Genomic DNA, 26,658 nt, shown 5'->3' with positions numbered 1-26,658 from the left:
CAGCTTCTGCGCAACGCCCAGCCATTTGGAGCCTCCATGGCAAGCACCACCGTCCAACAGCCGGAGAAGCTCGATCGCAGTGTCATCGTCACCGGGCTCGTCGTCGTGTCCGGAATGATCATGGTGGTCCTCGACTCCACGATCGTGAACGTGGCCCTGGACACGTTGAGCACGAAGCTCGACGCGCCGCTGTCCACCACCCAGTGGGTGATCACCGGCTATCTGCTCGCGGTGGGGCTGGTCATCCCACTCACCGGCTGGGCCATGGACCGGTTCGGAGCGAAGGCGACATGGATCACCTCCGTGACGCTCTTCGTAGCGGGTTCGGCCCTCTGCGCGATCTCCTGGTCGATCGAGAGCCTGATCGCGTTCCGGGTGATGCAGGGACTCGGCGGCGGAATGCTGCTGCCCGGTGGACAGGCGATCATCACCAGGGCCGCGGGTCCGCAACGCCTGGGACGCGCGATGAGCATCCTGGGCGTACCCATGTTGTTGGGGCCGGTGTTCGGTCCCGTGATCGGCGGTCTGCTCGTCGAGTACACGAGCTGGCAGTGGATCTTCCTGGTCAACGTCCCCGTCGGTGTCCTCGCCGTCGCACTCGCGGTATGGAAGCTGCCCGCCGGCGGCGCCCTGACCGAGCCCGGCCGCCTCGACCTGCGCGGCCTCGTGCTGCTTTCCGGCACCCTCGCCTCCCTGCTCTACGGGCTCTCCCAGGCCAGCTCGCACGGCGGCTTCGGCGAATGGAGCGTGCTCGGGTGGCTCATCGGCGGCGCCGCCGGCCTGGTCCTGTACACCTGGCACAGCCTGAGCAGGGGAGCCGCGTCAATCATCGATGTCCGCCTGCTGGCGGACCGGCTGTTCGCCAGCGGTACCGTGGCGATCTTCCTGGTCGCCATCGGGATGTTCGGCGGCATGCTGCTGCTTCCGCTGTACTACCAGACCGTCCGCAACGAAGGCGCGCTGAACGCCGGCCTGCTGCTCGCCCCGCAGGGCCTCGGCGCGATCGTGGCGATGGTGATCGGGGGCAGGCTCACCGACCGGATCGGCGCAGGCTATGTGGTGCCCGTCGGCATCGTGCTCGCGCTGCTCGGCACCTTCCCGTTCACGCAGGTGGGCGTCGACACCTCGTACGCCTGGCTGAGCGCAGCGCTGTTCGTGCGCGGCATGGGGCTCGGGTCGGTGATGATGCCGACGATCGCCGCCGCCTACACGAAGCTCAGCAAGGACGCGGTCTCGCGGGCGGCGCCGACACTGTCCGCCATCCAGCAGGTCGGCGCGTCGCTCGGCAGCGCCCTGCTGGTGACGGCACTGACGCAGCAGTTCACCGACCGACTCACCTCGCAGGGTGTCCAGGCGTCCGGCGGCGGGGCCGACCAGATCAGCTCGGTTCCGCCGGAGCAGATGTCGGTTGTCGGGCCGCTCCTGGCCGACTCGTTCGGTTTCGCGTTCTGGGTCGCCTTCGCGCTCACGGCGGTGATCATCATCCCCGCGATGTTCCTGCCCCGCCACGCGGCCCGCGACCGGAAGGAGACACCAATGGCTCCCGGCGTCTAGATCCGGTCGAGCACTCCTCCGCGTGGGCCGACGACGATCACGTTGTCGCCATGGCGGGCGGAGGGCCGGGCCCTGCGCCGGAGGTGCCGCCCGGTGATCAGGATGGCTTCGCGGACGTGACGGCGGCAGCGCGTGCCGGTTCCAGGATCAGCACCGCCGCGGCTAGACCCACGGCCCACATGCCGGCGATCCCGGCACAACTCACCGCCCGCGAGCGAGGCCAGAACGCCTCCGGTGCTGATGACCGCGCCTCCCTCCACGTAAGCATGCCTGACCGAAGCACGGCCGGAACGCGGCCGCCTCGTCGGTGCGATGTGTGGAGATACCTGTCTCGTGTCCGGTCAGGCAGCCGGCGGAGCGCTCGGGCGGTCGCGTCGCCGTGCGGCGCGGGCTCGGTGGTGAGGTACGAGCTCAGGTTCGCGTCGTTGGAGAGGTAGGTGCCGATGAAAGAGGCGATGCCCCAGCCGTTGTTCTGGCCCCGGCCCCAGTTGAGGAAACCGGAACACCGTCGCCAGACTGCAGTTGGACGTGATCATCGAAGGAACCACGTCCCAGTCTCAACGATCGATGGGCGCGTGGAACCGCAGGGCGGGCTCGGTCACTTCGGCACGGTCGCGGAGTGCGGAGAATCGTTGCACCAGTGCATAGTTAGGCTACAAACGACGAACTCGGGCACAGGATGTCCGGCCTTGGGCCGGGGGCCGTCCGCTTCGGGAACGTTCAGAGAGGGGTTCAGGAGCCTGTGCGCGGACCCTTCCGGCGAGCCGTTGCCTGCCGTCCGGCCGTGTCGCCGCCGCGGCGGGGTCCGGCCGGCCGCAGTGGTTCTCGGGACGGTTCGACGGTGAAGGCCGACTGGTTCAGGCGCTGCAGCAGGGCCGCGGCGCGTCCCGGCGTCCTAAAGCGCTGCACCTCGGGATCGGTGGTGAGCACCTCCCGCGCCTCCCGCTCGACCCCGAGCTTGGACAGCACCAGCTGCATGCTCAGCTCGTAGCGGACCAGTTCGGTCGCGACCAGCACGATGGCCGGATCGTCCGCGAACACCCCCCAGGCCTCGTCCTCCACCAGACCACCGATGACGACCTGCTCGTTGTCCATCCCGACGATCAACAACCGGCAGCCCAGACTGGCGAGCGCCTCCTCATCGTTCGTCGTCCGGTGCAACACCGTGTAACCGACCGGCTCCTCCGGCTCGACCAGACTGGAGTACACCGTCTCCACCCGGACGCCGTTACCGGCCGCCTGCCGCAGCATCGGCACCAGCTCCTGATACTCGGCCGGCCACGAAAACAGCAGCAGACTCTGCTGCGCCGCACCGATCAGATCCTCACACCGCTCGATCAACTGCTTACGGCCACCCAGCGGATGCGTCAGATGCGTGGTCTGCTGCGTGGTCACATGCCGCAGCGAACGCTCCAGACCATCCAGCGAAGCCTCCGTCTCCCGACGGATCCGACTCAGCAACATGTTCGGCGGCATCGGCACATACGCCGTCGCACCGCCCTCGCCCTTGACCTCGTACGCCGCGTTCCGGGCCGTGAGCTTGCCGAGAATCTCATACACCGTGCTCCGCGGAACCCCCGACCGCTTCGCCACCTCATACCCGTTCAACGCCTCACCCGCCGAGATCAGCGCGATATACGCCTTGGCCTCGTAACCCGACATACCAACGAACTGAAGCTGCGAGATGAGATCGTCCACACCGAACATCGTAGTCGTTGGCCAACACACGTCCAACGTCATCGGCCCGGCCTGCTCGGTCAGTAACCCGGGAAAACCGCCCGGAGCAGACCAAGATCAGCGGCGCCGGCCGACTCCACCCCAGCGGGGGAATTCCGGGGTGTGAGCCGACCGGCGACCAGCCGCACCCATGCCTCAGCGGGCAGGGTGAGTGTGCCGTCGGGCCGGTCGGGTACGTCGAAGTCCACGCTGACCGGCGCCTGGAGGCGCAGCGCGAACGTGGACGCGGGATCGGTCGTGTTGACCTGGATCACCGCTCGCAGGCCCTTCAGCCCTTCTGTCTCGCTGATCCAGGGGAGCAGGTTCGGCTTGCCGTGCAGCAGTATGGCGGTGGCCGCCGGATCCAGCGTGGCATGCTCATCGAAGGCGACGCGCACGTCCCACGAGTGCAGGGTGAACTCACTCAGACGCAGCCGCGCGGTGCCCGCCACCACGTCGAACGGCTCGGTCAGGAAGCCCAGGTCCACGCGGAGCCGCGCGCGGGTGCCGACGTCCAGGGACTCATAGAGCGCCACGAGGGATTCGTTCGCCCGCAGGAAGGAACGGGCGCGCACCTGCCGGGACATGGCGTTCCACCGGTCCCACACCGCGAAGTTGAAGCCGTCTCCGAGGCCGACGCAGCCGTCGAGGGCGGCCAGGATCACGGATCGCGCGATCTCGGCGCCGCTCCCCAAGTGTCCGAGAACCTGCGAGACGTCCCAGTCGGACGCGCCCGAGCGCCGGGACAGATCGTCTTCGTCGAACCCGCGGACCACTGCGGCAAGGCTGTCGTGCCCGACGCGCAGGGCGTTGATGACCACGTCGACGTCGCTCACTTCCCAGTGCTCCGTTCGCTCGACCGGCTCCACTTTAACCGAACAATGTTCCCTTAACAACAGGTCTGGTGTTCTGTTAACGCAGGTCGTGACAGGATGCACGCATGTCCGAGTTTCTGCGCGCCAGGCGGCCTGAGCACAAAGAACAGCGTCGGCAGGCCATCCTCGACGCGGCGCGGAGGCTGGCTGTCGATTCCGGCGTCCACAACGTCACGCTCAGCGGTGTCGCCGCGGAGGTCGGGCTGGCCAAGTCCAACATGAGCCGGTACTTCGGTACCCGCGAGGAGATGTATCTGGAGCTGGCCTCGGAGTGCTGGCGCGACTGGGGCCGGGCCGTCGTCGAACGGCTCTCGACCGGTGACGCCGTCGTCGCGACGCTCACCGAGACCCTGCAAGCCCGGCCTATGTTCTGCGACCTGCTTGGCCACACGGCGACCAGCCTCGAACACAACGTCTCCGTCCCGGCGGCGAGTGGCCACAAGCGCGCCATGATCGTCGTCATCGACGAACTCGGCGACGCGATCGCCGCGGCCGACCGGCGCCTGACCGAGAAGGAAGGCCGTGATCTGGTCATGGCGGCGGCCGGGCTCGCCGGCGCCGTCTACGCGGCAGCCAACCCTCCCTCCACGCTCGCCGAGGCGTACGAGCGCAACCCCGAACTCGCGGCGGCGCGGCCTGAATTCGAGCCGACCCTGCGGCGGCTCCTGGGTGCGATCGCCGCGGGGCTGCCCGCTCTGCGCCCACACACGGCCTCCAGCGCGCCGAGTTGACAGGGACACGGGCAGGACACACATCGCTGCCACTCCCCTCCTCGGGTCTCACATTTTCCGGAACACGGCCTGACGCTGACGAGATCTCATGTCAGGGCGCTCATGCCTCGGCCCGAGAACGAACCGGGGCATGAGCAGCCCCACGATGCGGACAAAGATCAGCGGGAGACCGGCTCGGGCTGCCGGTCCTCCTCGACCGTCTCCGCCGGGCCTTCGACGGACAGGTGCGGGAGGCGCTTGTCGAGCCAGCCGGGAATCCACCAGTTGGCCTTGCCGAGCAGGTACATCGTCGCCGGGACCAGGACCGTGCGCAGGACGAACGCGTCGATCGCCACGGCGGCGGCCAAGCCGATCCCGAACTCGGCGACGATCCGCTCACCGCCGAAGGAGAAGGCGATGAACACGCAGAACATGATGGTGGCCGCGGCGGTGATGACACGCCCCGTCTCCGCGATGCCCACCGAGACGGCCCGCTTGTTGTCGCGGGTGTGGATCCACTCCTCGTGCATCCGGCTGACGAGGAACACCTGGTAGTCCATCGACAGACCGAACAGCACCGACAGCATGATCACCGGCAGGAACGCCTCCACGGGTCCGGCCGCACCCCAGCCGAGGCGCTCCGAACCCCAGCCGTACTGGAAGAACGCGACGATCACGCCGAAGGAGGCGGCGGTGGCGAGGATGTTCATCACGGCGGCGACTAGCGGCACCATCAGACTGCGGAACGCCAGGAGCAGCAACAGGCAGCCGAGCGCAACGATGACCGTGAGGAACAGCGGGAGCTTGCCGGTCAGCACCTCGGCGAAATCGTCGAAGATCGCCGTCTGGCCGCCCACGTAGACCTGGAGCGTCGTGCCCTTCTCGGCGGCCGGGATCACATCGTCGCGGAGGTGGTTGATGAGGTCCGCGGTGTCCTCGGACTGCGGGGACGTTGTCGGGAAGACCTGGACGATGCCGACCTTGGCATCGGCCCCCGCCGGGAGCAGGGTCACGTCGGCGACGCCCTTGGTGTCGGAGACCTGCGTGGCCAGGCTCTCCAGAGCCTGCCGGTCGCCGGAGCCCGGCGTCTCCGCGACGAGCTGGAGCGGACCGTTGAACCCGGGGCCGAAGCCGTCGGCCAGGAGGTCGTATGCCTTGCGGGTGGTGGTGTCTTCGGGGTTGTTACCGGCGTCCGAGGAGCCCAGCCGCAGTGAGAGCACCGGCAGGGCGAGCACGGTGACCACCGCCAAAGAGATCACCGAAAGGACCACCCGGCGCCGTTCGGCGATCACGGCCCAGCGAGCCCACATGCCCGGCCGGTTTTCGCGGAGATCGGTCTGCGTGCGGCGTTCCTTACGGCTCAGCACCCGCATGCCGATGAAGCCGAGCAGCGCGGGCAACAGGGTGACCGCGGCGAGAACGGTGAAGACCACGGCCGTCGCCGACGCCACCGCCATGCCGTTGAGGAAGTCCACGCCGAGCACGAACAGGCCGAACAGGGCGACCACGACGGTACCGCCGGCGAACAGCACCGCGCGGCCGGAGGTGTCGATGGCCTTGATGACCGACGCCTCCATGTCCATGCCGGACTTCAGGTTGGAGCGGTGCCGGGTGACGATGAACAGCGCGTAGTCGATGCCGACGCCGAGACCGATAAGCGCGCCCAGGATGGGGCCGACCTCGCCGATGTTCATGACGTGGGTGAGCAGGGTGACGGTCATGAGGCCGACGCCGACCCCGGCGATCGCCGTGGCGATCGGCAGCAGCATCGCGAACAGCGAGCCGAACGCCACGAACAGCACGATCGCGGCGGCGACCACACCGACGAGCTCGCTCAGGCTCTGCTCGGACTCCTCGACCTGCCCGATCGGATCGCCGCCGAGCTCCACCTTCAGCCCGTCGACGCGCGCCTTCTCGGCCGTGTCGACGAACTTCTCCAGATTGGCCTTGTCCAGGTCCATGGCCTGCTTGGTGAAGTTCACGGCGGCGTAGGCGATGTGCCCGTCGTCGCTGATCTGCTTCGCGCCCTGCTTGCTGTACGGGCTGGTGATCGCGGCCACTTGCGGGATGTCGGCCAGTTGGTCGAGGGTGGCGGTCATCCGGTCCTTGACGGCGGCGTCCTCGACGTCACCGTCCGACTCCCACACGACCGTCGCGGTGGCGCCGGACTGGGCCGGCATTGTCTCCTGCAGCAGTTCGAGCGCCTTGGACGACTCGGTACCGGGCAGGGAGAAGCTGTCGCTGGCCTTGGTACCGGCGGCAGTCGACGCCAGGCCCACACCGGCTAGCAACGCCACCCAGAGGAGCACAACGACGAACCGGTGGCGGTAGCACCAGCGGGCAAGGGCGGACAAGGGAACTCCTCACGAGCGAGGCGGACACGATGCCTCCAGCGTCATCCGCGCGAGCCACCCGACCCGTCCGTCTGACGGATGGTTTCCGCCCTACCGCGATCGCGGTACCGCCCTACACCACGGGCGGAGAGCCAGCCCGGACCAGGCCCGTCTCGTAGGCGAGCATGACCAGTTGGGCCCGGTCATGCACACCGAGCTTGGCCTGCGTGCGGTTCACATGGGTCTTGGCGGTGGACGGGCTGATCCCCAGCCGTCCGGCGATCTGGTCGTTGCCGAGCCCGGCCGCCACCAGGACGAGGGTCTCCCGCTCCCGATCAGTGAGCACCCCAAGCCGCTCGGCGGCGGCACCGGTGTCCTGCGCGGGCCCGCGCAGGAACCGGGCGATCAACGCCCGCGTCGCAACCGGGGACAGCAGTTCCTCCCCCCGCGCCACCAAGCGGATCGCCTGCTGAAGCTCCGCCGGCTCCACGCCCTTGCCGAGGAACCCGCTTGCCCCGCTGCGCAACGCGGCAAACACGTACTCGTCGACCTCGAACGTGGTCAGCACCAGGACCCGGACGTGCGGCAGCGCGGAGGTGATCTGCCGGGTGGCGGTGAGGCCGTCCGCGCCGGGCATCCGGATGTCCATCAGCACGACGTCGGCCCCGGCGGCGAGCCGGACCGCCTCCCTTCCGTCGGACGCCTCGCCCACCACCTCCATGTCGGGCGTGGAGTTCACCAGGACCTTGAAGCCGGCCCTGACCAGCTCTTGATCGTCGGCCAGCAAGATTTTGATCGTCATGTTCCCGCCCCTTCGTGCGGCAGGAGGACGCGCACCTCGAACCAGCCGTCGGCCGTGCGCGCCGTGAACGTTCCGCCAAGGGCATGCGCGCGTTCCCGCATGCCGAGCAGCCCATGGCCGCCTTCCCCGCGTTCCAGGGCGTCCAGCCCGGTGGAGAGTCCCGAACGCGCCGCGGGATCCGACCGGTTGCGGACGTGGATCCGCAACGCGGACGGCAGATAGTGGAGTTCCAGCTCGGCGAAGGGTTGACAGGCGTACTTGCTCGCGTTCGTCAGCGCCTCCTGGACGACCCGGTACGCGGTGAGCCCCACCGCCGCAGGCAGGTCGACGGGCGGTCCGGTGACCTTCTGGTCGACGATCAGGCCAGCGGCTGCGAACCCCGCGATGAGGTCGGGCAGCGCGTCCACCCCGGGGGACGGCTCCACGGCCGCCTCGTCGGGGGCGTCCGGCCGCCGCAGCAGCCCGATCGAGGTGCGGACCTCCGTCAGGGAGGACCGGGCGGCCCGCCGGATGTGCGCGAGGGACTCCCTGGCCTGCCGGGGGTCCGTCTCCAGTACGTGGTCCACGACCGCCGCCTGCACGTTGATGAGGGCTATGTGGTGGGCCAGGACGTCGTGCAGCTCCCGGGCGATACGCAGCCGCTCGTCGATGACCCGGCGGTGCGCCTCCTCCTCCCGCGTCTGCTCGGCCCGCCGCGCCCGCTCCTCGACGGCGGCGATGTAGGCGCGCCGGTTGCGGACCGCGAAGCCGACCGCAGCGGCCGAGGCGCTCAACGCGATCAGCGCGATGCTCTCCGGGCCCAGCCATCCGCCGTGACCGAACACCACGCTCACGCCGGCCAGCAGGACCGCGACGACGGTGACCGCCGCCACCGCCTCGCGCCGCGGCCGGTGCAGTGCGCAGGTGTACATCGCGATCATCGTGGCCGGCATCAGCGGGCTCTTGTGCGGGCTGGACGCCAGGTAGACGGCCGTTCCCGAGGCCGTCGCGAGGAGCACCGCCCACGGCAGGCGCCGCCGGAAGACCAGGGACGCGCAGATCACGGCCCCGAAGAACGCGCCCCGGGCGGTCCACGGCCCGGTGCTGCTGTTCCCGTCCATGACCGGCACCAGCATCGAGATGCCGTACACCGCTACGGCCAACAGCACGTCCATGGCCGGTGGGCGCCCGGGACCGCTGGTTGCTGAAGTCACCTCTCGCCTCCCGAGCCGGGGTCAGCCTTGGCCGTAGGAGGGCATCTCTATGCCGCGTGCGCGCAGGGAGTCGCCCACCTTGGCCAGAAGCCTGAGCAGTTCGCTGCGTTCTTCGGACGTGAAGTCGTCGAAGAGTGCCGCGGCGGCTGCTTGCGAGGGGGCGAGTTCCTGCTCGACCACCTGTCGACCGGCCGGGGTGAGCTCGACCAGCCTGATCCGGCGATCACGGGGATGGGTGACCCGGCGGACGAGTCCTTCCTTCTCCAGTCCGTCGACCAGGACGGTCATGTTTCTGGGGGACAGGCCCAGGGGTTCGCCGAGCTCGCTCATTCCGGCCGGTTCGCTCTTGAGCGTCAGGCCGAGGAGCAGGATGGCGCGGGGCACCGTCATCGCGCCGCTGGCCGCGGGCATGTTGACCTGTACCCACCGCCGCAGGCCCTTGCGGAGACCCGCGAACGCCGCGAGCAGCTGTTGGCCGGTCACAGAGGAGACGATCCCGCCGGGTGTCCCTGAGTCGTAAGTCGAAGTCGACACGGGACTCCTTATCAATTGACAGTATCTCCTTGGTTACATTAACAATGGTGTCAGAGGTGGTGCAGTTCCGGCAACCGGCAGTGAGTCGCCACCGTCGAGCCGCGCTCCAGACCGCGCCGACACAACCCCCACAGACCAGAACGGGACAACCAGCCATGAACCAAGTCACACCGCAGCGCGTTGTCGTCATGACCGGCGCCACCGCCGGGCTCGGCGCCCATGCGGTGCAGCGCATCGCTGCCCAGCCCAATACGCGGGTCATCATCGGTGCCCGCGGAAGCGGCACGGCACCGCGTGGCGCCGAGGTCATCCCGCTCGATCTGGCCTCGCTCGCGAGCGTCCGGGCATTCGCCGCCGCGGTGATCCAGGAGCTCGGTGAAGCCCGGATCGACATCCTGGTCCTGAATGCCGGCCGGCAGGCGGTCGGTGACGACCAGCGAAGCGCGGACGGCTTCGAGCTGACGTTCGCCGTCAACCACCTGGCCCACTATCTGCTGGCCCGACTCCTGATGCCGCACATGGCCAACTATGGCCGCCTGGTGATCACCACGAGTGACACGCATGACCCGAAGGTCACCCCGATCGGGCCCAAGACCCTTGAGCCCCAAGAGCTGGCGCACCCGAGCAAGAGCATCGGCGTGCGCGCCTATTCCTCGTCCAAGCTGTGCAACATGCTCACCGCGTTGTCCTTCGCGTCGCTGGACGAGGTGAAGGCCCGCGGCATCAGTGTGGTCGCCTTCAATCCCGGTCTGACCGGGGGCACCTCGCTCGGCCGCGAGGCCTCACGTGCCCGGCGGGTGCTCCTCACGGTCCTGATGCGCACCATCTTCCGCGTGGCCGGTCTCTTCAAGCCCGAATACGTCATGGGCACAGCCGAACGCTCCGGTGAAATGCTGGCGGAGGTCGCTCTCGGTACCGTCGCTCCACCGCCCGGACGGATCTACGTCTCCCTGGTCAAGGGCGACCCGACGTTCCCCGACCCCTCGGAACTGGCACGCAGCCGAGACGCCCAGGACATGCTGTGGCGCGAGAGCGCGGCGATGGTCGGCATCGCGTAGAAGCCGCCGAGGAGCGACGCGCGGAACACCGGGGCGTCGCAGCGCAAGACGTGGAACGCAAGAGAGGTCTGCTGCACTGTGGGAATCCTGTTCGTCCTGCTCATCCCGGTGGTCGTGGGGGTGATGGGCGGCCTGCACTGGTATGTCTGGCGCCGCGTCGTCCGAGACACGACCATGCCCGGCACAGTGGGGCGGCGGCTGGGCACCGCGGTGCTCGTCGCGGCCCCCGTCATCATGCTGGCGGCCTTCGTCGGCTCGCGGGTCGGGCTGCCGTTCCCCGTGGTGCAGGTCCTTTCATGGCCCGCATATCTCTGGGTCGCAGTCGCGCTCTACCTGCTCCTGGGCGTGCTCGCGGGTGAGGTGGTCCGGCCCGCGCTGACCTGGTGGCTGCGGCGCCGGGCCGGGCGGGCACCGCTTCCCGAGCGGAACGCCGAGCCGGTCAAAGTGCCTGATGACGCGACTGCTCCGACGCCACTCTCCGCACCTGCGGCCGACATCGGCGGCGAGGCCTCCGCAGACCTGTCACGGCGGATGTTCGCGGCCCGGCTGGTCGGCGGAGCGGCGGCCGCGGTGGCACTCGGCACCGTCGGCTACGGCACCTACGGAGTACTGCGCGGACCGCGGGTGAAGCGGGTGACGGTACCGCTGGCGAAGCTGCCCAGGTCGGCGCACGGCTTCCGGATCGCGGTGGTCAGCGACATTCATCTGGGCCCGATCCTCGGGCGCGGGTTCTCCGAGCGGGTCGTGGAGATCGTGAACTCGACTCAGCCCGACCTGATCGCCGTGGTCGGCGACCTGGTGGACGGGTCCGTGGCGGACCTGGGAACTGCCGTGGAGCCGATCTCCGGGTTCCGGGCTCGTCACGGGACGTTCTTCGTGACCGGCAACCACGAGTACTTCTCCGGCGCGGAGGAGTGGAAGGCCCATGTGCAGGAACTGGGACTCAAGCTGCTGGCGAACCAGCGGGTGGAGCTCCCGGCCTTCGATCTCGCCGGAGTGAACGACGTGACCGGTGAGGACCACCACGACGCCCCCGACCTCGCAGCCGCGCTGCGAGACCGGGACCCGTCACGGACGTCGGTTCTGCTGGCCCACCAGCCGGTGTTCATCGACGAGGCCGTACGGCACGGAGTCGACCTGCAGCTGTCGGGCCACACCCACGGCGGTCAGTTGTGGCCGATGAACTACGTGGCGGAGCTGGCGAACCCGACGGTGGCGGGGCTGGAGCGGTACGGCGACACACAGTTGTACGTGTCCCGCGGCGCCGGTGCCTGGGGCCCGCCGACCCGGGTCGGGGCGCCCTCAGACGTGACGGTGGTGGAACTGGCGTCGCTCCAGGCCTAAGACGGGTCCGGTCGGCGGGTTCGGTGCGACGACGCTATCTGCGCCATTCGGAAGCCAGGTGCGTCCCGGCCAACGCAACGACCAGTCCCCCACCCAGCGCCACCGCCAGCAGCGCCCCTCGCCCGGCACGCCACGGGATCACCTCCCCGTCGCGTCCGGGGCGGCGGCGCACTTCCGCGCCGATGAGGCGCGGAATGCGCCACACGTAAGCGAGGACATGCACCGTCATCACGGCGAGCCACGAAACGAAGCCAACTCTGTGCAGCATGAGCACGACATCCGAACCACTGCCGGGACCGAGCAGAGCCAACGCCACCCCGGTGCCCAGGACTACGACGCTCGTAATCACGACCAGCGGGCCCACGACCCGCAACAGCAGCGTCGGCGGCCCCTTGCGACGGTATGGGGACGATCCCGTGTAGTAGCGATAGAACCGGTAGCTGGTCGAACCGATCTTGAGGCAGACCGGGCCGATCAGCAGCAGCCCGACGAAGAAGTGCAGGGTGAGAAGTCGCCCAAGCAGGGGGATGGTGACGCCCTCGACGGCGAACAGCACCAGCAGCATCGCCCCGGTCGCGGCGGTCAGCCGCTCGTTCCCCTCCGGGCCGCCGGGCATCGCCCCCTGCCGATCGGCTCTGTCGTCCACCTGTATGTGGCGTCCGAGGGCGCGAGGTCTCATGGTTCTCTCCAACCCAACTCTCCCGAAGTATCAAGCACTTGGTGCTGCCAGGAGAACGCGGTCCGGTCGGATCGGCAGATGGCGGTGACGTACGCCGGTCGCGTGCCAGACCGCGTTGGCGATCGCCGCGGCGGCGCCCACGTTGCCGATCTCGCCGATGCCCTTGATCCCGACCGGGTCGCCCGGGTCCGGGTCGTCCACCCAGTCCGCCTCGACGGCCGGAACATCGGCGTGCGCGGAGATGTGATAGCCCGCGAAGTCCGCACCCACCAGGCTGCCCGTGGCCTCGTCCAGGGCCGCCTCCTCGTGCAGGGCCATGGAGATGCCCCAGGTCATGCCTCCGATGAGCTGGCTGCGGGCGGTGAGCGGGTTGATGATCTGGCCCGCCGCGAACATGCCGAGCATGCGCCGCACACGCACCTCGCCGGTGGCGGGGTCGACTGCCACCTCGGCGAACTGCGCACCGTACGTGTGCCGTTCCTTGTCGTCGTGGTGGAGAGCACCGGCCTCCGCGAAGGTGTTGGCCATCACCGTGACGCCTTCCGGTGGAACGGCGGCGCCCTGGGACAACTGCTCCCGGAGTTGGGCGACCGCCTTCCTGATGGCAAACACCCAGGAACGGGTGCCTGCCGAGGCGGCCGCGACCATCGCGAACCCGAAGGCGGTGTCCCCGATCTCGACACGGACACGCTCGGGCGCCACCTCGAGCGCGTCGGCGGCCGCGAGGGTGAGCGCGGTGCGTGCTCCGGTCCCGAGGTCCGACGCCGCGATCCGCACCGTGAAGGTTGCGTCCGCGTTCGCGGTCACGGAGGCCGAGGACGGCATGACGTGCATGGGGTACGTGGCCGCGGCCGTGCCGGTCCCCAGCAGCCAGCGGCCTTCGCGGCGTACGCCGGGACGCGGATCACGTTCGGCCCAGCCGAACCTGCGGGCGCCTTCACGGAAGCAGGCAACCACGTTGCGGGCGCTGTACTCCCTCCCGGAGATCGGCCCACGCTCGGGCTCGTTGCGCAAGCGCAGTTCGATCGGGTCGATGCCGCACTTCTCGGCGAGTTCGTCCATCGCGCACTCCAGCGCGAACGAGCCCGGCGCCTCTCCCGGCGCCCGCATGAACCCGGGCGTCGGCACGTCCAGCCGCACCGCCAGGTTGGCCGTGTGGTGCGCGTCGGCGTCGTACATCATCCGGGTCATCATCGTGCTCGCCTCGACGTACTCGTACGTGGTCGAGGTCTGGCACAGGGAGCGGTGCTCCACCGCCCGCAGCTTCCCCTCGGGATTCGCACCGAGCCGGATCCGCTGGATCGTGGCGCTGCGATAACCGGTGAGGGAGAACATCTGGCGCCGGGTCAGCACCACACGGACCGGCCGGTCCAGGATGCGCGCGGCCATCGCGGCGGCCACATGGTGCGTCCGGGCCTGCGACTTGCTGCCGAACGCGCCGCCCACGTGCTCGGTCCGCACCCGGACAGCGGTCGGTTCGAGCGAGAAGACCTGCGCGAGAGCACCGGCCACGAACGGGCTGCCCTGGTTCGAGTCGAGGACTTCGAGCCGCTCCCCCTCCCAACGGGCCGTCACCGCGTGGGGCTCCATGGGATTGTGGTGCCCCTGCCCAGTGGTGTACTCGGCCTCGACGACGACGTCGGACGCGGCCAGCTCGGCGGCCAGGTCCCCCTTCTCCTCCGTCGCCGGCCTCAGCGGGCCGACCAGCGGGTAGACGCCAGGGTGGTCGTAGGAGAGGTCTACGTCATGCGACTCCTGGTCGTAGTCGACCTTGAGTGCCTCGGCGGCCTCCCTGGCCTGCTCGGACGTCTCAGCGACGACCAGTGCCACCGGCCATCCCGCGTAGGGCACCCGGTCGTGCTGGAAGACACCGAGCGTCGCGTCCGGGGGGCCCAGCTGCGGATCGACCCAGCTGATGTCGACCGGAAGGGCGTTGCCGTGATGCAGGACGGCGAGCACACCCGGCATGTCTAGGACGGGAGCCGTGTCGAGGGAGCGGACGCGGCCCCGGGCGATGGTGGACAGCACCAGCCAGCCGTGGGCGAGGCCTGGGAAGGGAACCTCCCCGGCGTAGCGGGCGGCCCCGGTGACCTTGTCCCGGCCCTCCACCCGGACATACGGGAGTCCGATGACTTTGCCGTGCGCCCCTGTTGTCGTGCTCATCGGGCGACCTCCTGGACCATCTCAGTCAGCACAGCCGCCACGAGGTTGTGCATCAGCCTCACCTTGTAGGCGTTGTGCGCAAGCGGCCTGGCCGCCGCGAGTTCGGCGTCGGCGGCCGCAGCGAAACTCACCGCCTCGGCCGGCGCCCCGGTCAGCATCTGCTCGGCGACGCGGGCCCGCCACGGCCGGGACGCCACCGCCCCGAAGGCCAGACGCACATCCCGTACGACGCCGTCCTGGATGTCGAGCGCGGCGGCGATCGAGCCGATCGCGAAGGCGTACGAGGCCCGCTCACGCACCTTGCGGTAGCGGGAGTTGGCCGCGACTGGGGTGGGCGGCAGGGTGACGCCGGTGATCAGCGCACCCGGCGGCAGTGCGGTCTCCCGGTGTGGGGTGTCGCTTACCGGCAGATAGAAGTCGGCGAGCGGCAGCTCTCCCGGCCCGTCGACCGTTTCGTACGAGACGACGGCGTCGAAGGCGGTCAGCGCCACGCCCATGTCGGAGGGGTGGGTGGCCACGCAGTGCTGGGAGGTACCCAGGATCGCGTGGTTGTGGTGCTCACCCTCGATGGCGGGACAACCGCTCCCGGGGACACGCTTGTTGCAGGCTTTGGTCACGTCGGTGAAGTAGCCACAGCGGGTGCGCTGGAGGAGGTTGCCGCCGACGGTGGCCATGTTGCGCAGCTGTCCTGAGGCGCCGGCCAGCACAGCCTGGGCCAACGCCGGGTAGCGGCGCCGGACTTCGGGGTGGACGGCGAGGTCCGTGTTGGTGACGGTGGCGCCGATGCGCAGGCCGCCGTCCTCGGTCGTCTCGATCCGGTTCAGGGGCAGTTCGCGTACGTCGACGAGCCGCGCCGGCCGCTCGACACCCGTCTTCATCAGGTCGACAAGGTTGGTGCCGCCGCCGAGGAACCGCGCCTCAGGATCGGCGTCGAGCAGTGCCACTGCGACGGAGACATCTGCCGCCTTCTGGTAGCCGAACTCCCTCATGCCGCTGTCGCCTCCTCGGTCCCGGCCTGCTCCGCGACGGTCGCCGCGGCCTGGGCGACGGCTTCGACGATGGCCACGTAGGCACCGCAGCGGCACAGGTTGCCGCTCATCCGCTCCCGGATCTCCTCCGCGCTCAGCGGCGCCGGCTGGGCCTCGGGTCGCACGTCATCCGTGACCGCGCTGGGCCAGCCGGCCGCGTGTTCCTCAATCACCGCGACGGCCGAGCAGATCTGCCCGGGGGTGCAGTAGCCGCACTGGTAACCGTCCAGGTCGAGGAACGCCTGCTGCACGGGGTGCAGTCGGCCGTCCTCGGACAGACCTTCGATCGTGGTGATCTCGCGGCCCTCGGCGGCCACCGCGAGTTGGAGGCAGGACACCGCCCGACGGCCGTCAAGCAGCACGGTGCACGCACCGCACTGCCCCTGGTCACAGCCCTTCTTGCTGCCGGTCAGATCGAGTCGCTCGCGCAGTGCGTCCAGCAGGGTCGTGCGATGGTCCACGGACAGCGTGTGTTTCTCGCCGTTGATGTTCAGGGTGACGGAACTGGACGTCGCTGGGGCCATGATCAGCCTTCCTGTAGCGCGCTCACGCGCCTTCGTTCATCCGTCGTCAAGCTATCTGAACACCGTACTCTTAACAAGAGGACAGTGTTCACTTAACTCCGCACGGGCGAAGCCCGGCCCCCCCCGGGTCACTTCTTCGCGGCATCCAGCGCCGACTGGAGGGACTGCTGGTACCCCTGGCTCGTGTACGTGGCCCCGGACACCACGTCGATGTCCGCGCTCTGCGCGGAGAGCGCCTCCTGCTCCAGCTGCGCGACGGCGTAGTCGTTGAGCTGCTCCTCCAGCGGGTCGGCCTTGGGATACTCGACGGCCGCGACCTTGGTGATCTTGCCGTTCCGCAGCGTGACGCGGACCTGGACCGGACCGAACACTGTCTGAACCGAGTCACCGGTGACGGTCTTGGTCGCACGGGTGCCCATACCCGGGGACGCACTCGACCCGCCCGAATCGCCCGCCGCGCTGTCACTGCTGGACGGAGCGGGCGCGGGCGCGGCCACGGTGATCTCCGGGGACGAATGCGGCTTCAGCGACAGCAGCAGCACCATCCCGGACACGGTGACGGCACTCGCCAGCACGATCCGGCGCAGCGGGCTCTTCCTCTTCAACGGGTGCATGACGACCTCACAGCTCGAACGACTCGTGATGGATCCGACGGGCCGGAACCCCTGCCGCACACAGCACTTCGTACATGTCCTCGGCGAACCCGGACGGCCCGCACAGGTACACGTCGTGGTCGACAAGCTCGGGCACCATGTTGTGCAGCGCGCCGGGCGTGAGGCGGGGCCGTTTGCCGTCCGCGCCGTTGAGTGCGTAGAGCACCTTGGCGCCGCGCCACCGGGCTATGGACTCCAACTCCTGCGCAAGGGCCAGGTCCTCGGCCGAGTGCGCCCGGTACAGCAGCGTCACCTCACCCGGCAGCGTCTCGAACAGGGCGCGCAGCGGGGTGATGCCCACCCCGGCCCCGATCAGCAGCGTCATGCCGGAGGTCTGCCGGTCGGCGGTCAGCGCGCCGTATGGGCCCGCCGCCCATACCCGGGTGCCCGGTCGCAGACGTGACACGGACGCGCTGTGGTTTCCGAGCGCCTTGACCGTGATGCGCAGCCGGTCGTGGCGGGGTGGCGCGGACAGCGAATACGGCGTCGACGTCCACCACATGCCGCTCGCGAGGAACCGCCACCGGAAGAACTGCCCGGGCTCGACACCGAGCTTCTCCAGGCGCCGGCCCCGGACGACGACGGACCACACATCCGGCGTTTCCCGTTGCACCGACTCCACCCGCAGCGTGTGGCGCAGGTTGAGCCACACCGGGGTGAGGACCCGGAACCACACCACCAGCGCCAGGACACTCAGGTACAGAGCGAACCAGGCGGCCTTGGCGACCGGGCTCCCGATGAACTCAGCGCCGAGCTCGATCTGATGGCCGAAGGAGAGGAAGACCGACCCGTACGTCAGCAGATGCAGGTAGTACCAGAACTCGTAACTGACCCTGCGACGGACGGCGCGCGCCGAGACGACGCCGACGGCGAACAGGACGATCGTGCCGAGGGTGGCCGGGAGGACCCTAGGAAAGTGGAAGACGATGGTGGTCGTCTCACGCAGGAACGACGTCTGAGTGCGGGCCGCGTACCCGGCGATGATCAGCACGGCGTGCGCGACCAGCAGACAGATCGTGTACCGCCCGGCCATCGCGTGCCAACGGGCCACCCGGTCCGAACCGATCCGCCGCTCGAGCAGCGGCACCCGGGCCATCAAGCCGACGAGCACCGCGCAGGAGTAGCCGCACAGCAGCCCCGCGATCCGCCCAGCCTCGGTCAGCCAGCCCGCGGCACCCACCACCGAGGTGGCGCTCTGCCACCACAGGGCGACCACGGCAGCCGCGCCGGCCCACAGCACAACCAGCAGCGGGATCGCCGGGGAACGACGTCCGGCGACCGGCGAGAAAGGAGGCGCCTGCTCCTCGTACACCGTGGTCATGATCTTTTCCTTTCGGGCGCGTCGACGCCGGAACGCGCAGGCGCAACTTCCGAGGCGGATGAGTGGGGCTCTGCCGGCCGCGGCATCGATCGCGACCCGACGGTGACGGCTCACTGCCGGTTGCCGGCACGGCGCCACCCTTGAGATCATTGTGAACGTAACCTCGGAGATAGTATCAATTGGTAAGGAAACAGTTGTCAAGATCTACTCATGAGTCAGGAACGCCCGGCAGATCCGGCTCGTCCGCGACCGGCCACCAACTGCTCGCCGGATTCGCGGGCCTACGCAAGGGCCTGCGGCAGTGGATGCAGATGAACATGCCCGCGGCCACCGGCACGATGACGGTGCCCCGCGCCACCCTGCTCCTCGGCCTGACCCTCAAGAGCGAACCGGCCGGCATGAGCGAACTCGGCGAACCCCTGGGCTTGTCCCCCAGAAACATGACCGTCCTGGTCGACGGGCTGGAGAAGGAAGGGCTCGTCCGCCGGGTCGCCCACCCCGACGACCGCCGGATCAAGTTGGTCGAACTGACCCCGGCCGGAAAAGACGTGGTCGAGCAGGAACTCGCCCCCTCACAGGCGGCCGCCGCGGCTCTCTTCGACGACTTCACCCCCGAAGAGCGAGGTGAACTACTCAGACTGCTGACAAAGGTGGGCGACTCCCTGCGCGCACGCGGCATCGACATGCCCTCCCGCGACCAGGGCTGACGCCACCTTGCCAAGCGGACTGCTGTCCACTACGGTCGAATACTAGTGGACAGCTGTCCGCTTAGCCTGTATTGCCGCATCCCAGTTGTTCACCGTTCAGAGGTGACGGCGCCACGGCCAGGCTCCACTCCCTCTGAATGGAGATCCCCATGACTGGAGTCCACGCGACGACCCTGAATCTGCCCACCCAGGGCGGAGTCGCCGACGCGTACCTCGCGCGCCCCGACGACGACGCCCCGCACCCGGCCGTCCTCTTCTACACGGACATCATGGGCGTGCGCCCGAGCATGAAGGGGATGGCGGACCGCCTGGCGGCGGCCGGCTACACGGTCCTGGTACCCAACGTCTTCCACCGCAGCAGCCCGGCACCTGTCGTGGAGATGCCCGAGGCCGTCACCGAAGACATCCTCTGGGACGTCGTCGGCAAGGCCGTGCCGGTGGCACAGGCGCTGACCCCGAGCGATGCGATGCGCGACGCCCAGATCTGGCTCGACTGCCTCCAGGCCAGCGAGTTCACCACCGACGGCCCAGTGGGCATCACGGGGTACTGCAATGGGGGCATGCTGTCCCTGCGCACGGCAGGCTCCTACCCGGACCGGGTCGCCGCCGCGGCCATCATCCACGGCTCCCACCTGATCACCGACGCGCCGGACAGCCCCCACCTGGCTGCCGAGCACATCAAGGGCGAGGTCTTCTTCGCCAACGGCGACAAAGACACGATCAACCCACCCGAGGAGGTCGAGCGCTTCAACGCGATCCTCTCCGCCGCCGGCGTCCGCCACCGCAGCGAGATGTACGCCGATGCCCAGCACGGCTTCTCCGCGCCCGACCTCCTGCCCCTCTACGACAGGGCGGCGGACGAGCGTCACTGGGCGGGCCTGCTCGACCTGTTCGGCCGCACCCTCTGACAGGCACAGACACCGCATCGACAGCGACGCCGCGTCCCGCACAGTGCGGGACGCGGCGTCGACTGGTACTTGCCGTACGAATGTCAGCGACGGGTGAGTCCCCCGTCTACGGCGATGATCTGGCTCGTGATGAACGCCGCCTCGTCGGAGGCGAGGAACGCCACCGTGTTGGCCACGTCCTCGGGCGTCTCCTGCCGCTTCAGGGCTTGCAACTGCATGTGATGCTCGAACACCTGCTCAGGAAGCCTGGAGAGCGTGAAGGGGGTCCGGACCACACTGGGAGCCACCGCGTTGACCGTGATGTTGTACTGCGCGAGGTCCGCCGCCATCGAGTAGGTGAGCCCGTTGATGGCGCCCTTGGAGGAGAGGTACGAGATAAAGCGCGGAGTGTTCTCCCAGTAGGCCGTGGTCGTCATATTGATCACCCGGCCGGCGCTGGATTCCTTGAGCTGGTCGAGGAACGCCTTGCACGTCAGGAAAATGCCTCCGGCGTTCACCGTCATGATCTTGAGCCAGCTGTCGAAGGTCGCGTTGTCGAAGTCGACCAGTTCCACGAGGGCCGCGTTGTTCGAGACGATGTCGACCGAGCCCAGAGCGTCCCGCACCCGCCCGGCGAAGGCGTTCATCTGCGCTTCGTCGGTGATGTCGACCTGCGCGCTGAAGAACTTCTGCCCCGTTGCTTCGACGAGTTCCCTGGTCTCGTCCGCCGGGTTGATGTCGGCGACCGCGATGTCGGCGCCTTCGGACGCCAGCTTCTTCGCGATCGCCTGACCGATTCCACTGGCGCCGCCGGTCACCACGGCGATCCTGCCTGCCAACTTTCCAGCCATGATGCAACTCCTCGGATTGAGATGAATCAGAAAATGACCCTCCACTGCCTGTCGAGCGAGCAGCGCGATACCCGCGCGCACCAGGTCGGGTATGACAGCTGTCTTGGAGCGGAGGGCCAGTTGGCCCGGCTGGACCGGTCGGCATCGCCGACCGGTCGTCGGGTCGTTCTTGGACGGGCCGCGGTCAGCTGCCGTTGACGACGGCCGCCGCGGCCCGCAGGGCCCGGGCCGCCCGGGGGAGGTCACCGTTGACCAGCCGACCCTCGGACTTCACCACCTGTCCGGCGACGAGGACCGTGTCCACGTTCTGGGGGTGGGCGGCGGTGACCACGGCCGCGATCGGATCACGGTCGGCGGTGAGGAGGCTGAGGTCGTCCAGTCGGAGCAGGATGACGTCGGCCTGCTTGCCGGGACGCAGCGAGCCGATCCGGTCGGCCAGCCCGAGCGCGGTGGCACCGTCCAGTGTGGCCATCCGCAGCACGTCCTTGACGCTCAGCCGCTGGTCGGCGTCGTCGGCGAGCTGGCTGGCGATCAGCGCGGCCCGCATGACGGAGAACATGTCGCCGGGCGCGGAGGTCACAGCGTCGGCGCCGAGCCCGGTGGTGACGCCGGCGCGGCGGTAGCGGCCCGTGACAGGCCGGCCGATGCTCAGCATCGCCTCCGTGCTCGGCGTGACCGAGGCGGTACCACCGGAGTCGGCAATCAGCTTCAGCTCGTCGTCGTCGAGCGAGTTGCCGTGCACGTAGAGGGCCTTGACGTCCAGCAGACCCTGCTCGCGCAGAACGGAGACCGGTTGCGTGGCGACGGGACCGGCGCTGACGTGGAACGTGACCGGCAGACCCAGCTCGGCCGCCAGACGCCAGTCCTCGGCCACCACCTCGGCCGGCGTGTACGACGGCCCGAGCGGGGCGAGCGCCATGGTGACGAGCGCGTCGTCGTCACCCAGCCGCTCTGCACGGATCCGGCGGGCATCGGCGTAGTTCCCGGCTCCGGTGAGAGGGAAGCCATAGCCGAAGACGGCGCGCAGCCCTGCCGCCCGCAAGCTGTCGACAGCCGCGTCGGCATGCTCGGGGGTGTGCAGCGCGTGCGAGAAGTCCATCAGGGTGGTGATGCCGGAGTCGAGGCTCTCCAGCGCGCCGACCAGGGTCGCGGCGTGGATGTCCTGCGGCCCCAGTCGCGCACCGAGCTGCCCCATGACACCGAGGTAACCCATGAGGTCCATGTCCACGGCCGCGCTGCGGAGCGCCGACTGCCACACGTGCCGGTGGGTGTCGACGAACCCGGGGAGAACGATCCGGTCGGTGGCGTCGATGACGGTGGCGCCTTCCGCGGGCAGGTCAGGGCCTACGGCGGTGATCCGGCCGTTCTCGATCAGGACGTCCGTGTGGGAGTGGACGACCGGTTCGGGCTCCGTGTCGATGACGTGGCCGTTGCGGAGCACGATGCGGGGGTCGGTCATGGTGTTGCCAATCTCTTCGACTCGAGAACGGGGCTGAAAGGCAGCGGTGAGCCGCGCGCCTCGACTCGATGGACGGGGGGTGCCGGCGTCGGCGAGCGATCACCCGCCACACCGGGCCGGAGTGTCCGCCGTGGTGGCCGGGACGGCCTCACAAGGTGCTCGCCGGGGCCGAGGCCGCTGATGCGGCCAACCTAAGCGGACTATTGTCCGCTAGGGAGCAACGTAGCGGACAGGTGTCCGGTTGGCAAGCGGTCCGAACCTCATCGTTCGCCATGAAGCCATGCACAGCGCTTCGCGCTGGACCGTTGGAGTGACAGCAGAGCGGACGCGCGCCCCACCACTGAACCCCTGGAGCACACCCCGCGACAGCCGCCTCGACGCAGCGTGCGGTTGCTAACCGGATAGCTGTCCGGTACGTTTAGAAGGCGCAACGGACAGTTGTCCGCTTAGGCTCCGCACACACCTCACGAAAGGTTCCACGCCATGAATCTGCTCATCCTCGGAGCGACCGGGCCCACTGGCCGCCACGTCGTCGATCTGGCCCTCGCGGGTGGCGACACCGTCACCGTCCTCGCGCGCAGGCCGGAGGCGTTGGAGGACCTGGCGGGCCAGGTCACCGTCGTCGCCGGAGACGCCACCTCGCAGCGCGATGTCGCCAAGGCCATGGCCGGGCAGGATGTCGTCGTCTCGGCTCTCGGCCGGAGCACGTCCGTGCGCGCCGACGACCTGTTCACGCGTGCCGCGACGGCCGTGACAGGCGCGGCCAGGGAAATGGGCATTTCCCGCCTGGTGTGGCTGTCCTCGTTCGGCGTAGGTGACACCTACCGGTCGGCGAGCCCCATGCAGAAGGTCATGTACAGCACGTTCCTGCGGAACATCTACGCCAACAAGGAGCTCTCCGAGAAGGAGATCCGCTCCAGCGGCCTGGACTGGACACTGGTCTACCCGACCATGCTGACCAAGAACCCCGCCAAGGGCACCTACCTCGTCGGCGACCGTCTCCCCATGAAGGGCAACCCGACGATCAGCCGCGCGGACGTCGCCGACTTCATGTACCAGGCGGCCCACAGCCCCGAGTGGATCCACCGCGACGCCGTCATCACCGACTGACGACGGGTCAAGCATCACCACGCACGCACGACTTCCGCCGCCACATTCCGTGGCGGCGTTCCGAACGGACCGACGATGAACCCTGTTTCCCCCACCTTCCTGCTCGGCGGTGACCTGCCGATCAACCGCATCGGCTTCGGAGCCATGCGACTGTCCACCAACGGCTTCACCGGTCCGGCCCGCGACCCCGAAGCCGGCCGCGCGGTCCTGCGCCGCGCCGTCGAGCTCGGCGTCAACCACATCGACACCGCCTCCTTCTACCGCAGTGACGACGGCACCGTCAGTGCCAACGCCCTGATCCACGAGGCGCTGCAGCCCTACCCGGCCGATCTGGTCCTGGCCACCAAGGTCGGCCCGTCGGACACCCCCGAGGGCGGACTGCACCAGACCACCGACCCCGCCGCCCTGCGCCCGATGATCGAGGCGAACCTCAAGACCCTCGGCGTCGACCGCCTCGACCTCGTCTACCTGCGCATCGGCACGATGGAACCGCCCCACGGCGAGTCCCTCGCCGCACGCTTCGAGACACTCGCCGCGATGCGCGAGGAGGGCCTTATCCGCCATCTCGGCCTCAGCAACGTCGACACGGAGCACCTCGCCGAGGCCCGCGCGATCGCGCCGGTCGCCGCCGTGCAGAACCACTTCCACGCCGGCAAGCGCGACGACGCCGAGCTCCTGGCGGCCTGCGAAGAGGCGAACATCGCCTTCGTGCCGTTCTTCCCGCTCGGCGGTGGCACGAGCGACGTCGACGCCGACCGTCTGGCACGGGTCGCCGAGCGCCATGGCGCCACGGTCCGCCAGATCGCCTTGGCCTGGCTGCTCGCCTCCTCCCCCGTCACCCTCGCCATCCCCGGCACGGGGTCTCCCGTCCACCTGGCGGAGAACATAGCCGCCGGGTCGATCGCCCTCACGCCGGAGGACCTCTCCGACCTCGAGTGACGCGGGAACCACTTCAGAAAGGCACACGTGAGCCCGACCAGCTCCATCCCCACATTGCCTGCCTACGACGACTTCGCGGACGGCTTCCGAGGCTCTGTCCTGCGCAGCAGGGACGACGGTTTCGAGGATGCCAGGGTCGTCTTCAACGGCCGTACCGCCGACACGACCCCCGCGCTGATCGCCCGCTGCACCGACAAGGACGACGTCGCCGCAGCCCTGCGGTACGCCTCAGCGCGCGACCTTCCTGTCGCGGTGCGCGGCGGCGGCCACGGCGCCGACGGCCACGCCATGCCGGGCGGCGCACTCGTCCTGGACCTGTCCGGCATGCGGGAGACCAGCGTTGATCCGCAAACCCGTACCGTGCGGGCCCAGGCCGGTGTCGTACTCGGCGAACTCGACGCAGCCACCCAGGAACACGGCCTGGTGGTGCCGTCCGGCACGGTCACCACGACCGGCATCGCGGGACTCACCCTCGGCGGCGGTATCGGCCACCTGATGCGCCGCTTCGGGGCCACCGTCGACAGCCTGCTGGCCTGCGAGATGATCACCGTCGACGGCCGGAAGGTCCGCGCGGACGAGAAGGAGAACCCGGACCTGTTCTGGGCCCTGCGCGGAGGCGGCGGCAACTTCGGCGTCGTCACCGCCTTCGAGTACCGCGCGCACCCCCTGGGCCCCGGCGTCGTCTCCGGCCAGATCGTCTTCCCCGGCGAACAGGCCGCCGCCGTACTGTCGAAGCTGCACGCCTTGATGGCCGACGCACCCCGCGAACTCGGCCTCGGGACCACGCTCACCGTCGCGCCCCCGTTGCCGGAGCTGACCGAGGCGACGCACGGCAAACCGGTCCTGATCCTCATCCCCTGTTACACCGGGCCGCTCCAGAACGCGGAGGAAGTCATCGAGCGGCTTTCCATGCTCGGCACGCCCGTCCTCAACACCGTGGGGCCCACCACCTGGCTCGCAACGAACAGCATGCTGGACGCAATCGTCCCGTACGGCCGGCGCACGACGATCCGGGGCGGCTACCTCGCCACACTCGACCAACCTGTGGTCGACGCACTGCTCGAGCGGCTGGCCGACGTGCCGGACACACCGGGCACGATGAGCACGATCAACGTCTGGTCGCTGGGCGGCGCGATCTCCGAGGACGTCGGCGAGGACGCCACCGCCTTCTCTCGTACCGGGGCCTCCTGGCTGTGGGAGTGCGCCCCGGTGTGGACGGAGCGGGACCACGACGCGCAGTTCGACAAGTGGGCCGACGCGACTGTGTCAGCGCTGCGCCCGTACACGCTTCCCAACGCCTACACCAACCTCACCCAGGACATGGGCGAGGCCTGGCGACGGGGGGTGTTCGGCAGTGAGGCCAAGTACCGGCGACTCGCCGAGATCAAGGCCGTATGGGATCCGCGGAACCTGCTTCGCCACAACAAGAACATCGCTCCTGCCACCGTCGAGTAGGTCCGGGAGCCCTCGACCGCCGTCAGTCGGTGATCACCGCGTCACGCCGGATCCACTCACTGCCGTGCACCGCCTGGTACATGAAGGCAGCGACGTCGGCACGGCTGATCATCCGGGCGCCCTTCATCTTGATCCGGTCGTCGACGCGGTAAGTGCCCTTGGCGGGGCGGTTGTTCAGCCCGGTCGGGAAGACCAGCGTCCAGTCCAGGCCGCTGGCTCGGATGCGGTCGTCGGCGATCTTCTTGTTCGCGTAGACCCGGCGCAGCAGTGTGCGGTACATGGTCTTCTGCACAGGGGTCGCCCAGTCGAAAGTCTCCCCCACGCCGAAGGACGACATCCACACCAGGCGGGAGACCCCCTGCTCCTTGGCCGCGCCGACGACAGCTGCGGACGCGCGGTCGAAGAGGCCGTCAGGGTTCAGTGATTTGCCCTGGCCCAGTGCGGAGATGATGGCGTCCTGTCCCAGGGCGGCTGCCGCGACATCGCGTTGCGAGGTGGCGTCTCCCATGACGACGGTGATCCGGTCCGCCAGATCGCCGAGGGCCGCTGGGTTGCGTACGAGGGCCGTGACCGAGTCACCAGATCGCAGGGCGAGGTCGACGAGTTGGCGACCGGTGGGACCGGTCGCGCCGAGGATGAGCAAGTTCATGGTGGGGGAATCCTCCACGCGCGACAGAGATAAGCGGACAGGTGTCCGATACGAAACCGTATCGGACACCTGTCCGCTTCGCAAGCCCGGTCACACAGGAGCCGACCTTCGGGC

24 protein-coding genes are annotated in these 26,658 nt (G+C 69.0%); 9 read left to right on the top strand and 15 right to left on the bottom strand.

From position 1 onward, the window contains the following. Window positions 1-36: 36 nt before the first annotated feature. Complete coding sequence (locus IQ210_RS41135; protein WP_194084395.1) at window positions 37-1,554, top strand: MDR family MFS transporter; 1,518 nt, start codon at window positions 37-39, stop codon at window positions 1,552-1,554. Window positions 1,555-2,286: 732 nt separating this feature from the next. Here the strand turns inward: IQ210_RS41135 and IQ210_RS41130 are convergent. Both IQ210_RS41130 and IQ210_RS41125 read right to left on the bottom strand, forming a co-directional pair. Then, window positions 2,287-3,261, bottom strand: coding sequence for a TrmB family transcriptional regulator (locus IQ210_RS41130; RefSeq protein WP_194084394.1), 975 nt, complete (start codon window positions 3,259-3,261; stop codon window positions 2,287-2,289). A gap of 50 nt (window positions 3,262-3,311) precedes the next feature. After that, a complete protein-coding gene (locus IQ210_RS41125; protein ID WP_019068840.1) occupies window positions 3,312-4,106 on the bottom strand; it encodes a maleylpyruvate isomerase family mycothiol-dependent enzyme in 795 nt (264 codons plus the stop codon). Between the two features lie 104 nt (window positions 4,107-4,210). Here IQ210_RS41125 and IQ210_RS41120 point away from each other — a divergent pair, with 104 nt between their 5' ends. After that, complete coding sequence (locus IQ210_RS41120) at window positions 4,211-4,876, top strand: TetR family transcriptional regulator (RefSeq protein ID WP_194084393.1); 666 nt, start codon at window positions 4,211-4,213, stop codon at window positions 4,874-4,876. Between the two features lie 158 nt (window positions 4,877-5,034). Here IQ210_RS41120 and IQ210_RS41115 read toward each other — a convergent pair whose 3' ends face one another. The 4 genes from IQ210_RS41115 to IQ210_RS41100 form a co-directional block, all read right to left on the bottom strand. Further along, window positions 5,035-7,209: an MMPL family transporter gene (locus IQ210_RS41115; protein WP_019068838.1), complete on the bottom strand. Its 2,175-nt coding sequence runs from the start codon at window positions 7,207-7,209 to the stop codon at window positions 5,035-5,037. Between the two features lie 112 nt (window positions 7,210-7,321). Continuing rightward, window positions 7,322-7,990 (bottom strand): response regulator transcription factor, encoded by a 669-nt coding sequence (locus IQ210_RS41110; protein WP_019068837.1) that lies wholly within the window; start codon window positions 7,988-7,990, stop codon window positions 7,322-7,324. Then, window positions 7,987-9,183: a sensor histidine kinase gene (locus IQ210_RS41105; RefSeq protein ID WP_158697174.1), complete on the bottom strand. Its 1,197-nt coding sequence runs from the start codon at window positions 9,181-9,183 to the stop codon at window positions 7,987-7,989. The genes IQ210_RS41110 and IQ210_RS41105 overlap by 4 nt, the downstream gene beginning before the upstream one ends. Before the next feature lie 21 nt (window positions 9,184-9,204). Next, complete coding sequence (locus IQ210_RS41100; protein WP_322658030.1) at window positions 9,205-9,717, bottom strand: MarR family winged helix-turn-helix transcriptional regulator; 513 nt, start codon at window positions 9,715-9,717, stop codon at window positions 9,205-9,207. A gap of 188 nt (window positions 9,718-9,905) precedes the next feature. On the opposite strand from IQ210_RS41100, the gene IQ210_RS41095 reads away from it, so the two are divergent. Both IQ210_RS41095 and IQ210_RS41090 read left to right on the top strand, forming a co-directional pair. Further along, the gene (locus IQ210_RS41095) at window positions 9,906-10,775 is read left to right on the top strand and encodes an SDR family NAD(P)-dependent oxidoreductase (protein ID WP_019068834.1); all 870 of its coding nucleotides are present in this window, start codon (window positions 9,906-9,908) and stop codon (window positions 10,773-10,775) included. Between the two features lie 78 nt (window positions 10,776-10,853). Next, entirely contained in the window at window positions 10,854-12,119 is a 1,266-nt protein-coding gene (locus IQ210_RS41090; RefSeq protein ID WP_019068833.1) for a metallophosphoesterase, read from the top strand. A gap of 34 nt (window positions 12,120-12,153) precedes the next feature. Here the strand turns inward: IQ210_RS41090 and IQ210_RS41085 are convergent, their stop codons facing one another. The 6 genes from IQ210_RS41085 to IQ210_RS41060 all read right to left on the bottom strand — a co-directional run bounded on the left by IQ210_RS41085 (window position 12,154) and on the right by IQ210_RS41060 (window position 18,487). Beyond that, the gene (locus IQ210_RS41085) at window positions 12,154-12,765 is read right to left on the bottom strand and encodes a hypothetical protein (RefSeq protein ID WP_194084392.1); all 612 of its coding nucleotides are present in this window, start codon (window positions 12,763-12,765) and stop codon (window positions 12,154-12,156) included. Between the two features lie 63 nt (window positions 12,766-12,828). Next, window positions 12,829-14,961, bottom strand: coding sequence for a xanthine dehydrogenase family protein molybdopterin-binding subunit (locus tag IQ210_RS41080; protein ID WP_194084391.1), 2,133 nt, complete (start codon window positions 14,959-14,961; stop codon window positions 12,829-12,831). After that, window positions 14,958-15,950, bottom strand: coding sequence for an FAD binding domain-containing protein (locus tag IQ210_RS41075; protein ID WP_019068830.1), 993 nt, complete (start codon window positions 15,948-15,950; stop codon window positions 14,958-14,960). The genes IQ210_RS41080 and IQ210_RS41075 overlap by 4 nt, the downstream gene beginning before the upstream one ends. Continuing rightward, window positions 15,947-16,513 carry a 2Fe-2S iron-sulfur cluster-binding protein gene (locus IQ210_RS41070; protein WP_019068829.1) on the bottom strand — a complete coding sequence of 189 codons (567 nt, stop codon included), beginning with the start codon at window positions 16,511-16,513 and terminating at the stop codon, window positions 15,947-15,949. Before IQ210_RS41070 ends, IQ210_RS41075 begins: the two co-directional genes overlap by 4 nt. 128 nt (window positions 16,514-16,641) lie before the next feature. Further along, window positions 16,642-17,127, bottom strand: coding sequence for an FMN-binding protein (locus tag IQ210_RS41065; RefSeq protein WP_194084390.1), 486 nt, complete (start codon window positions 17,125-17,127; stop codon window positions 16,642-16,644). A 7-nt stretch (window positions 17,128-17,134) separates the two neighbouring features. Then, complete coding sequence (locus IQ210_RS41060; RefSeq protein WP_194084389.1) at window positions 17,135-18,487, bottom strand: ferredoxin reductase family protein; 1,353 nt, start codon at window positions 18,485-18,487, stop codon at window positions 17,135-17,137. A gap of 194 nt (window positions 18,488-18,681) precedes the next feature. Between IQ210_RS41060 and IQ210_RS41055 the strand changes: the two genes are divergently transcribed. Both IQ210_RS41055 and IQ210_RS41050 read left to right on the top strand, forming a co-directional pair. After that, window positions 18,682-19,194 (top strand): MarR family winged helix-turn-helix transcriptional regulator, encoded by a 513-nt coding sequence (locus IQ210_RS41055; RefSeq protein WP_228049389.1) that lies wholly within the window; start codon window positions 18,682-18,684, stop codon window positions 19,192-19,194. A gap of 149 nt (window positions 19,195-19,343) precedes the next feature. Beyond that, a complete protein-coding gene (locus IQ210_RS41050; RefSeq protein WP_019068825.1) occupies window positions 19,344-20,102 on the top strand; it encodes a dienelactone hydrolase family protein in 759 nt (252 codons plus the stop codon). An 83-nt stretch (window positions 20,103-20,185) separates the two neighbouring features. Here IQ210_RS41050 and IQ210_RS41045 read toward each other — a convergent pair whose 3' ends face one another. Together IQ210_RS41045 and IQ210_RS41040 are read right to left on the bottom strand one after the other, a co-directional pair. After that, the gene (locus IQ210_RS41045) at window positions 20,186-21,013 is read right to left on the bottom strand and encodes an SDR family NAD(P)-dependent oxidoreductase (RefSeq protein WP_322658021.1); all 828 of its coding nucleotides are present in this window, start codon (window positions 21,011-21,013) and stop codon (window positions 20,186-20,188) included. Window positions 21,014-21,116: 103 nt separating this feature from the next. Then, a complete protein-coding gene (locus tag IQ210_RS41040; protein WP_019068823.1) occupies window positions 21,117-22,391 on the bottom strand; it encodes an amidohydrolase family protein in 1,275 nt (424 codons plus the stop codon). A gap of 483 nt (window positions 22,392-22,874) precedes the next feature. Here IQ210_RS41040 and IQ210_RS41035 point away from each other — a divergent pair, with 483 nt between their 5' ends. The 3 genes from IQ210_RS41035 (at window position 22,875) to IQ210_RS41025 (ending at window position 25,895) form a co-directional block, all read left to right on the top strand. Then, window positions 22,875-23,501: an NAD(P)-dependent oxidoreductase gene (locus tag IQ210_RS41035; RefSeq protein WP_194084388.1), complete on the top strand. Its 627-nt coding sequence runs from the start codon at window positions 22,875-22,877 to the stop codon at window positions 23,499-23,501. Window positions 23,502-23,576: 75 nt separating this feature from the next. Then, window positions 23,577-24,440: an aldo/keto reductase gene (locus tag IQ210_RS41030; protein WP_019068821.1), complete on the top strand. Its 864-nt coding sequence runs from the start codon at window positions 23,577-23,579 to the stop codon at window positions 24,438-24,440. Window positions 24,441-24,467: 27 nt separating this feature from the next. Next, window positions 24,468-25,895, top strand: coding sequence for an FAD-binding oxidoreductase (locus IQ210_RS41025; protein WP_245607894.1), 1,428 nt, complete (start codon window positions 24,468-24,470; stop codon window positions 25,893-25,895). Between the two features lie 22 nt (window positions 25,896-25,917). On the opposite strand, the gene IQ210_RS41020 is transcribed toward IQ210_RS41025, so the two are convergent. Further along, the gene (locus IQ210_RS41020; protein ID WP_019068819.1) at window positions 25,918-26,544 is read right to left on the bottom strand and encodes an NAD(P)-dependent oxidoreductase; all 627 of its coding nucleotides are present in this window, start codon (window positions 26,542-26,544) and stop codon (window positions 25,918-25,920) included. Window positions 26,545-26,658: the final 114 nt, after the last annotated feature.

Origin of the sequence: Streptomyces justiciae (assembly GCF_015163075.1) — a bacterium.
In the GTDB taxonomy this organism is placed as follows: Bacteria; Actinomycetota; Actinomycetes; order Streptomycetales; family Streptomycetaceae; genus Streptomyces; species Streptomyces justiciae.
Note: the sequence above shows the minus strand (reverse complement) of the source record. Positions and strands in the feature narration are given on the sequence as shown.

Bases quoted from the DNA above. Each gene is read 5' to 3' on its own strand.
- IQ210_RS41050 (WP_019068825.1), top strand. From the start codon at position 19,344: ATGACTGGAGTCCACGCGACGACCCTGAATCTGCCCACCCAGGGCGGA.
- IQ210_RS41060 (WP_194084389.1), bottom strand. From the start codon at position 18,487: ATGACCACGGTGTACGAGGAGCAGGCGCCTCCTTTCTCGCCGGTCGCC.
- IQ210_RS41120 (WP_194084393.1), top strand. From the start codon at position 4,211: ATGTCCGAGTTTCTGCGCGCCAGGCGGCCTGAGCACAAAGAACAGCGT.
- IQ210_RS41030 (WP_019068821.1), top strand. From the start codon at position 23,577: ATGAACCCTGTTTCCCCCACCTTCCTGCTCGGCGGTGACCTGCCGATC.
- IQ210_RS41040 (WP_019068823.1), bottom strand. From the start codon at position 22,391: ATGACCGACCCCCGCATCGTGCTCCGCAACGGCCACGTCATCGACACG.
- IQ210_RS41065 (WP_194084390.1), bottom strand. From the start codon at position 17,127: ATGCACCCGTTGAAGAGGAAGAGCCCGCTGCGCCGGATCGTGCTGGCG.
- IQ210_RS41110 (WP_019068837.1), bottom strand. From the start codon at position 7,990: ATGACGATCAAAATCTTGCTGGCCGACGATCAAGAGCTGGTCAGGGCC.
- IQ210_RS41035 (WP_194084388.1), top strand. From the start codon at position 22,875: ATGAATCTGCTCATCCTCGGAGCGACCGGGCCCACTGGCCGCCACGTC.
- IQ210_RS41130 (WP_194084394.1), bottom strand. From the start codon at position 3,261: ATGTTCGGTGTGGACGATCTCATCTCGCAGCTTCAGTTCGTTGGTATG.
- IQ210_RS41095 (WP_019068834.1), top strand. From the start codon at position 9,906: ATGACCGGCGCCACCGCCGGGCTCGGCGCCCATGCGGTGCAGCGCATC.
- IQ210_RS41075 (WP_019068830.1), bottom strand. From the start codon at position 15,950: ATGAGGGAGTTCGGCTACCAGAAGGCGGCAGATGTCTCCGTCGCAGTG.
- IQ210_RS41135 (WP_194084395.1), top strand. From the start codon at position 37: ATGGCAAGCACCACCGTCCAACAGCCGGAGAAGCTCGATCGCAGTGTC.
- IQ210_RS41080 (WP_194084391.1), bottom strand. From the start codon at position 14,961: ATGAGCACGACAACAGGGGCGCACGGCAAAGTCATCGGACTCCCGTAT.
- IQ210_RS41020 (WP_019068819.1), bottom strand. From the start codon at position 26,544: ATGAACTTGCTCATCCTCGGCGCGACCGGTCCCACCGGTCGCCAACTC.
- IQ210_RS41070 (WP_019068829.1), bottom strand. From the start codon at position 16,513: ATGGCCCCAGCGACGTCCAGTTCCGTCACCCTGAACATCAACGGCGAG.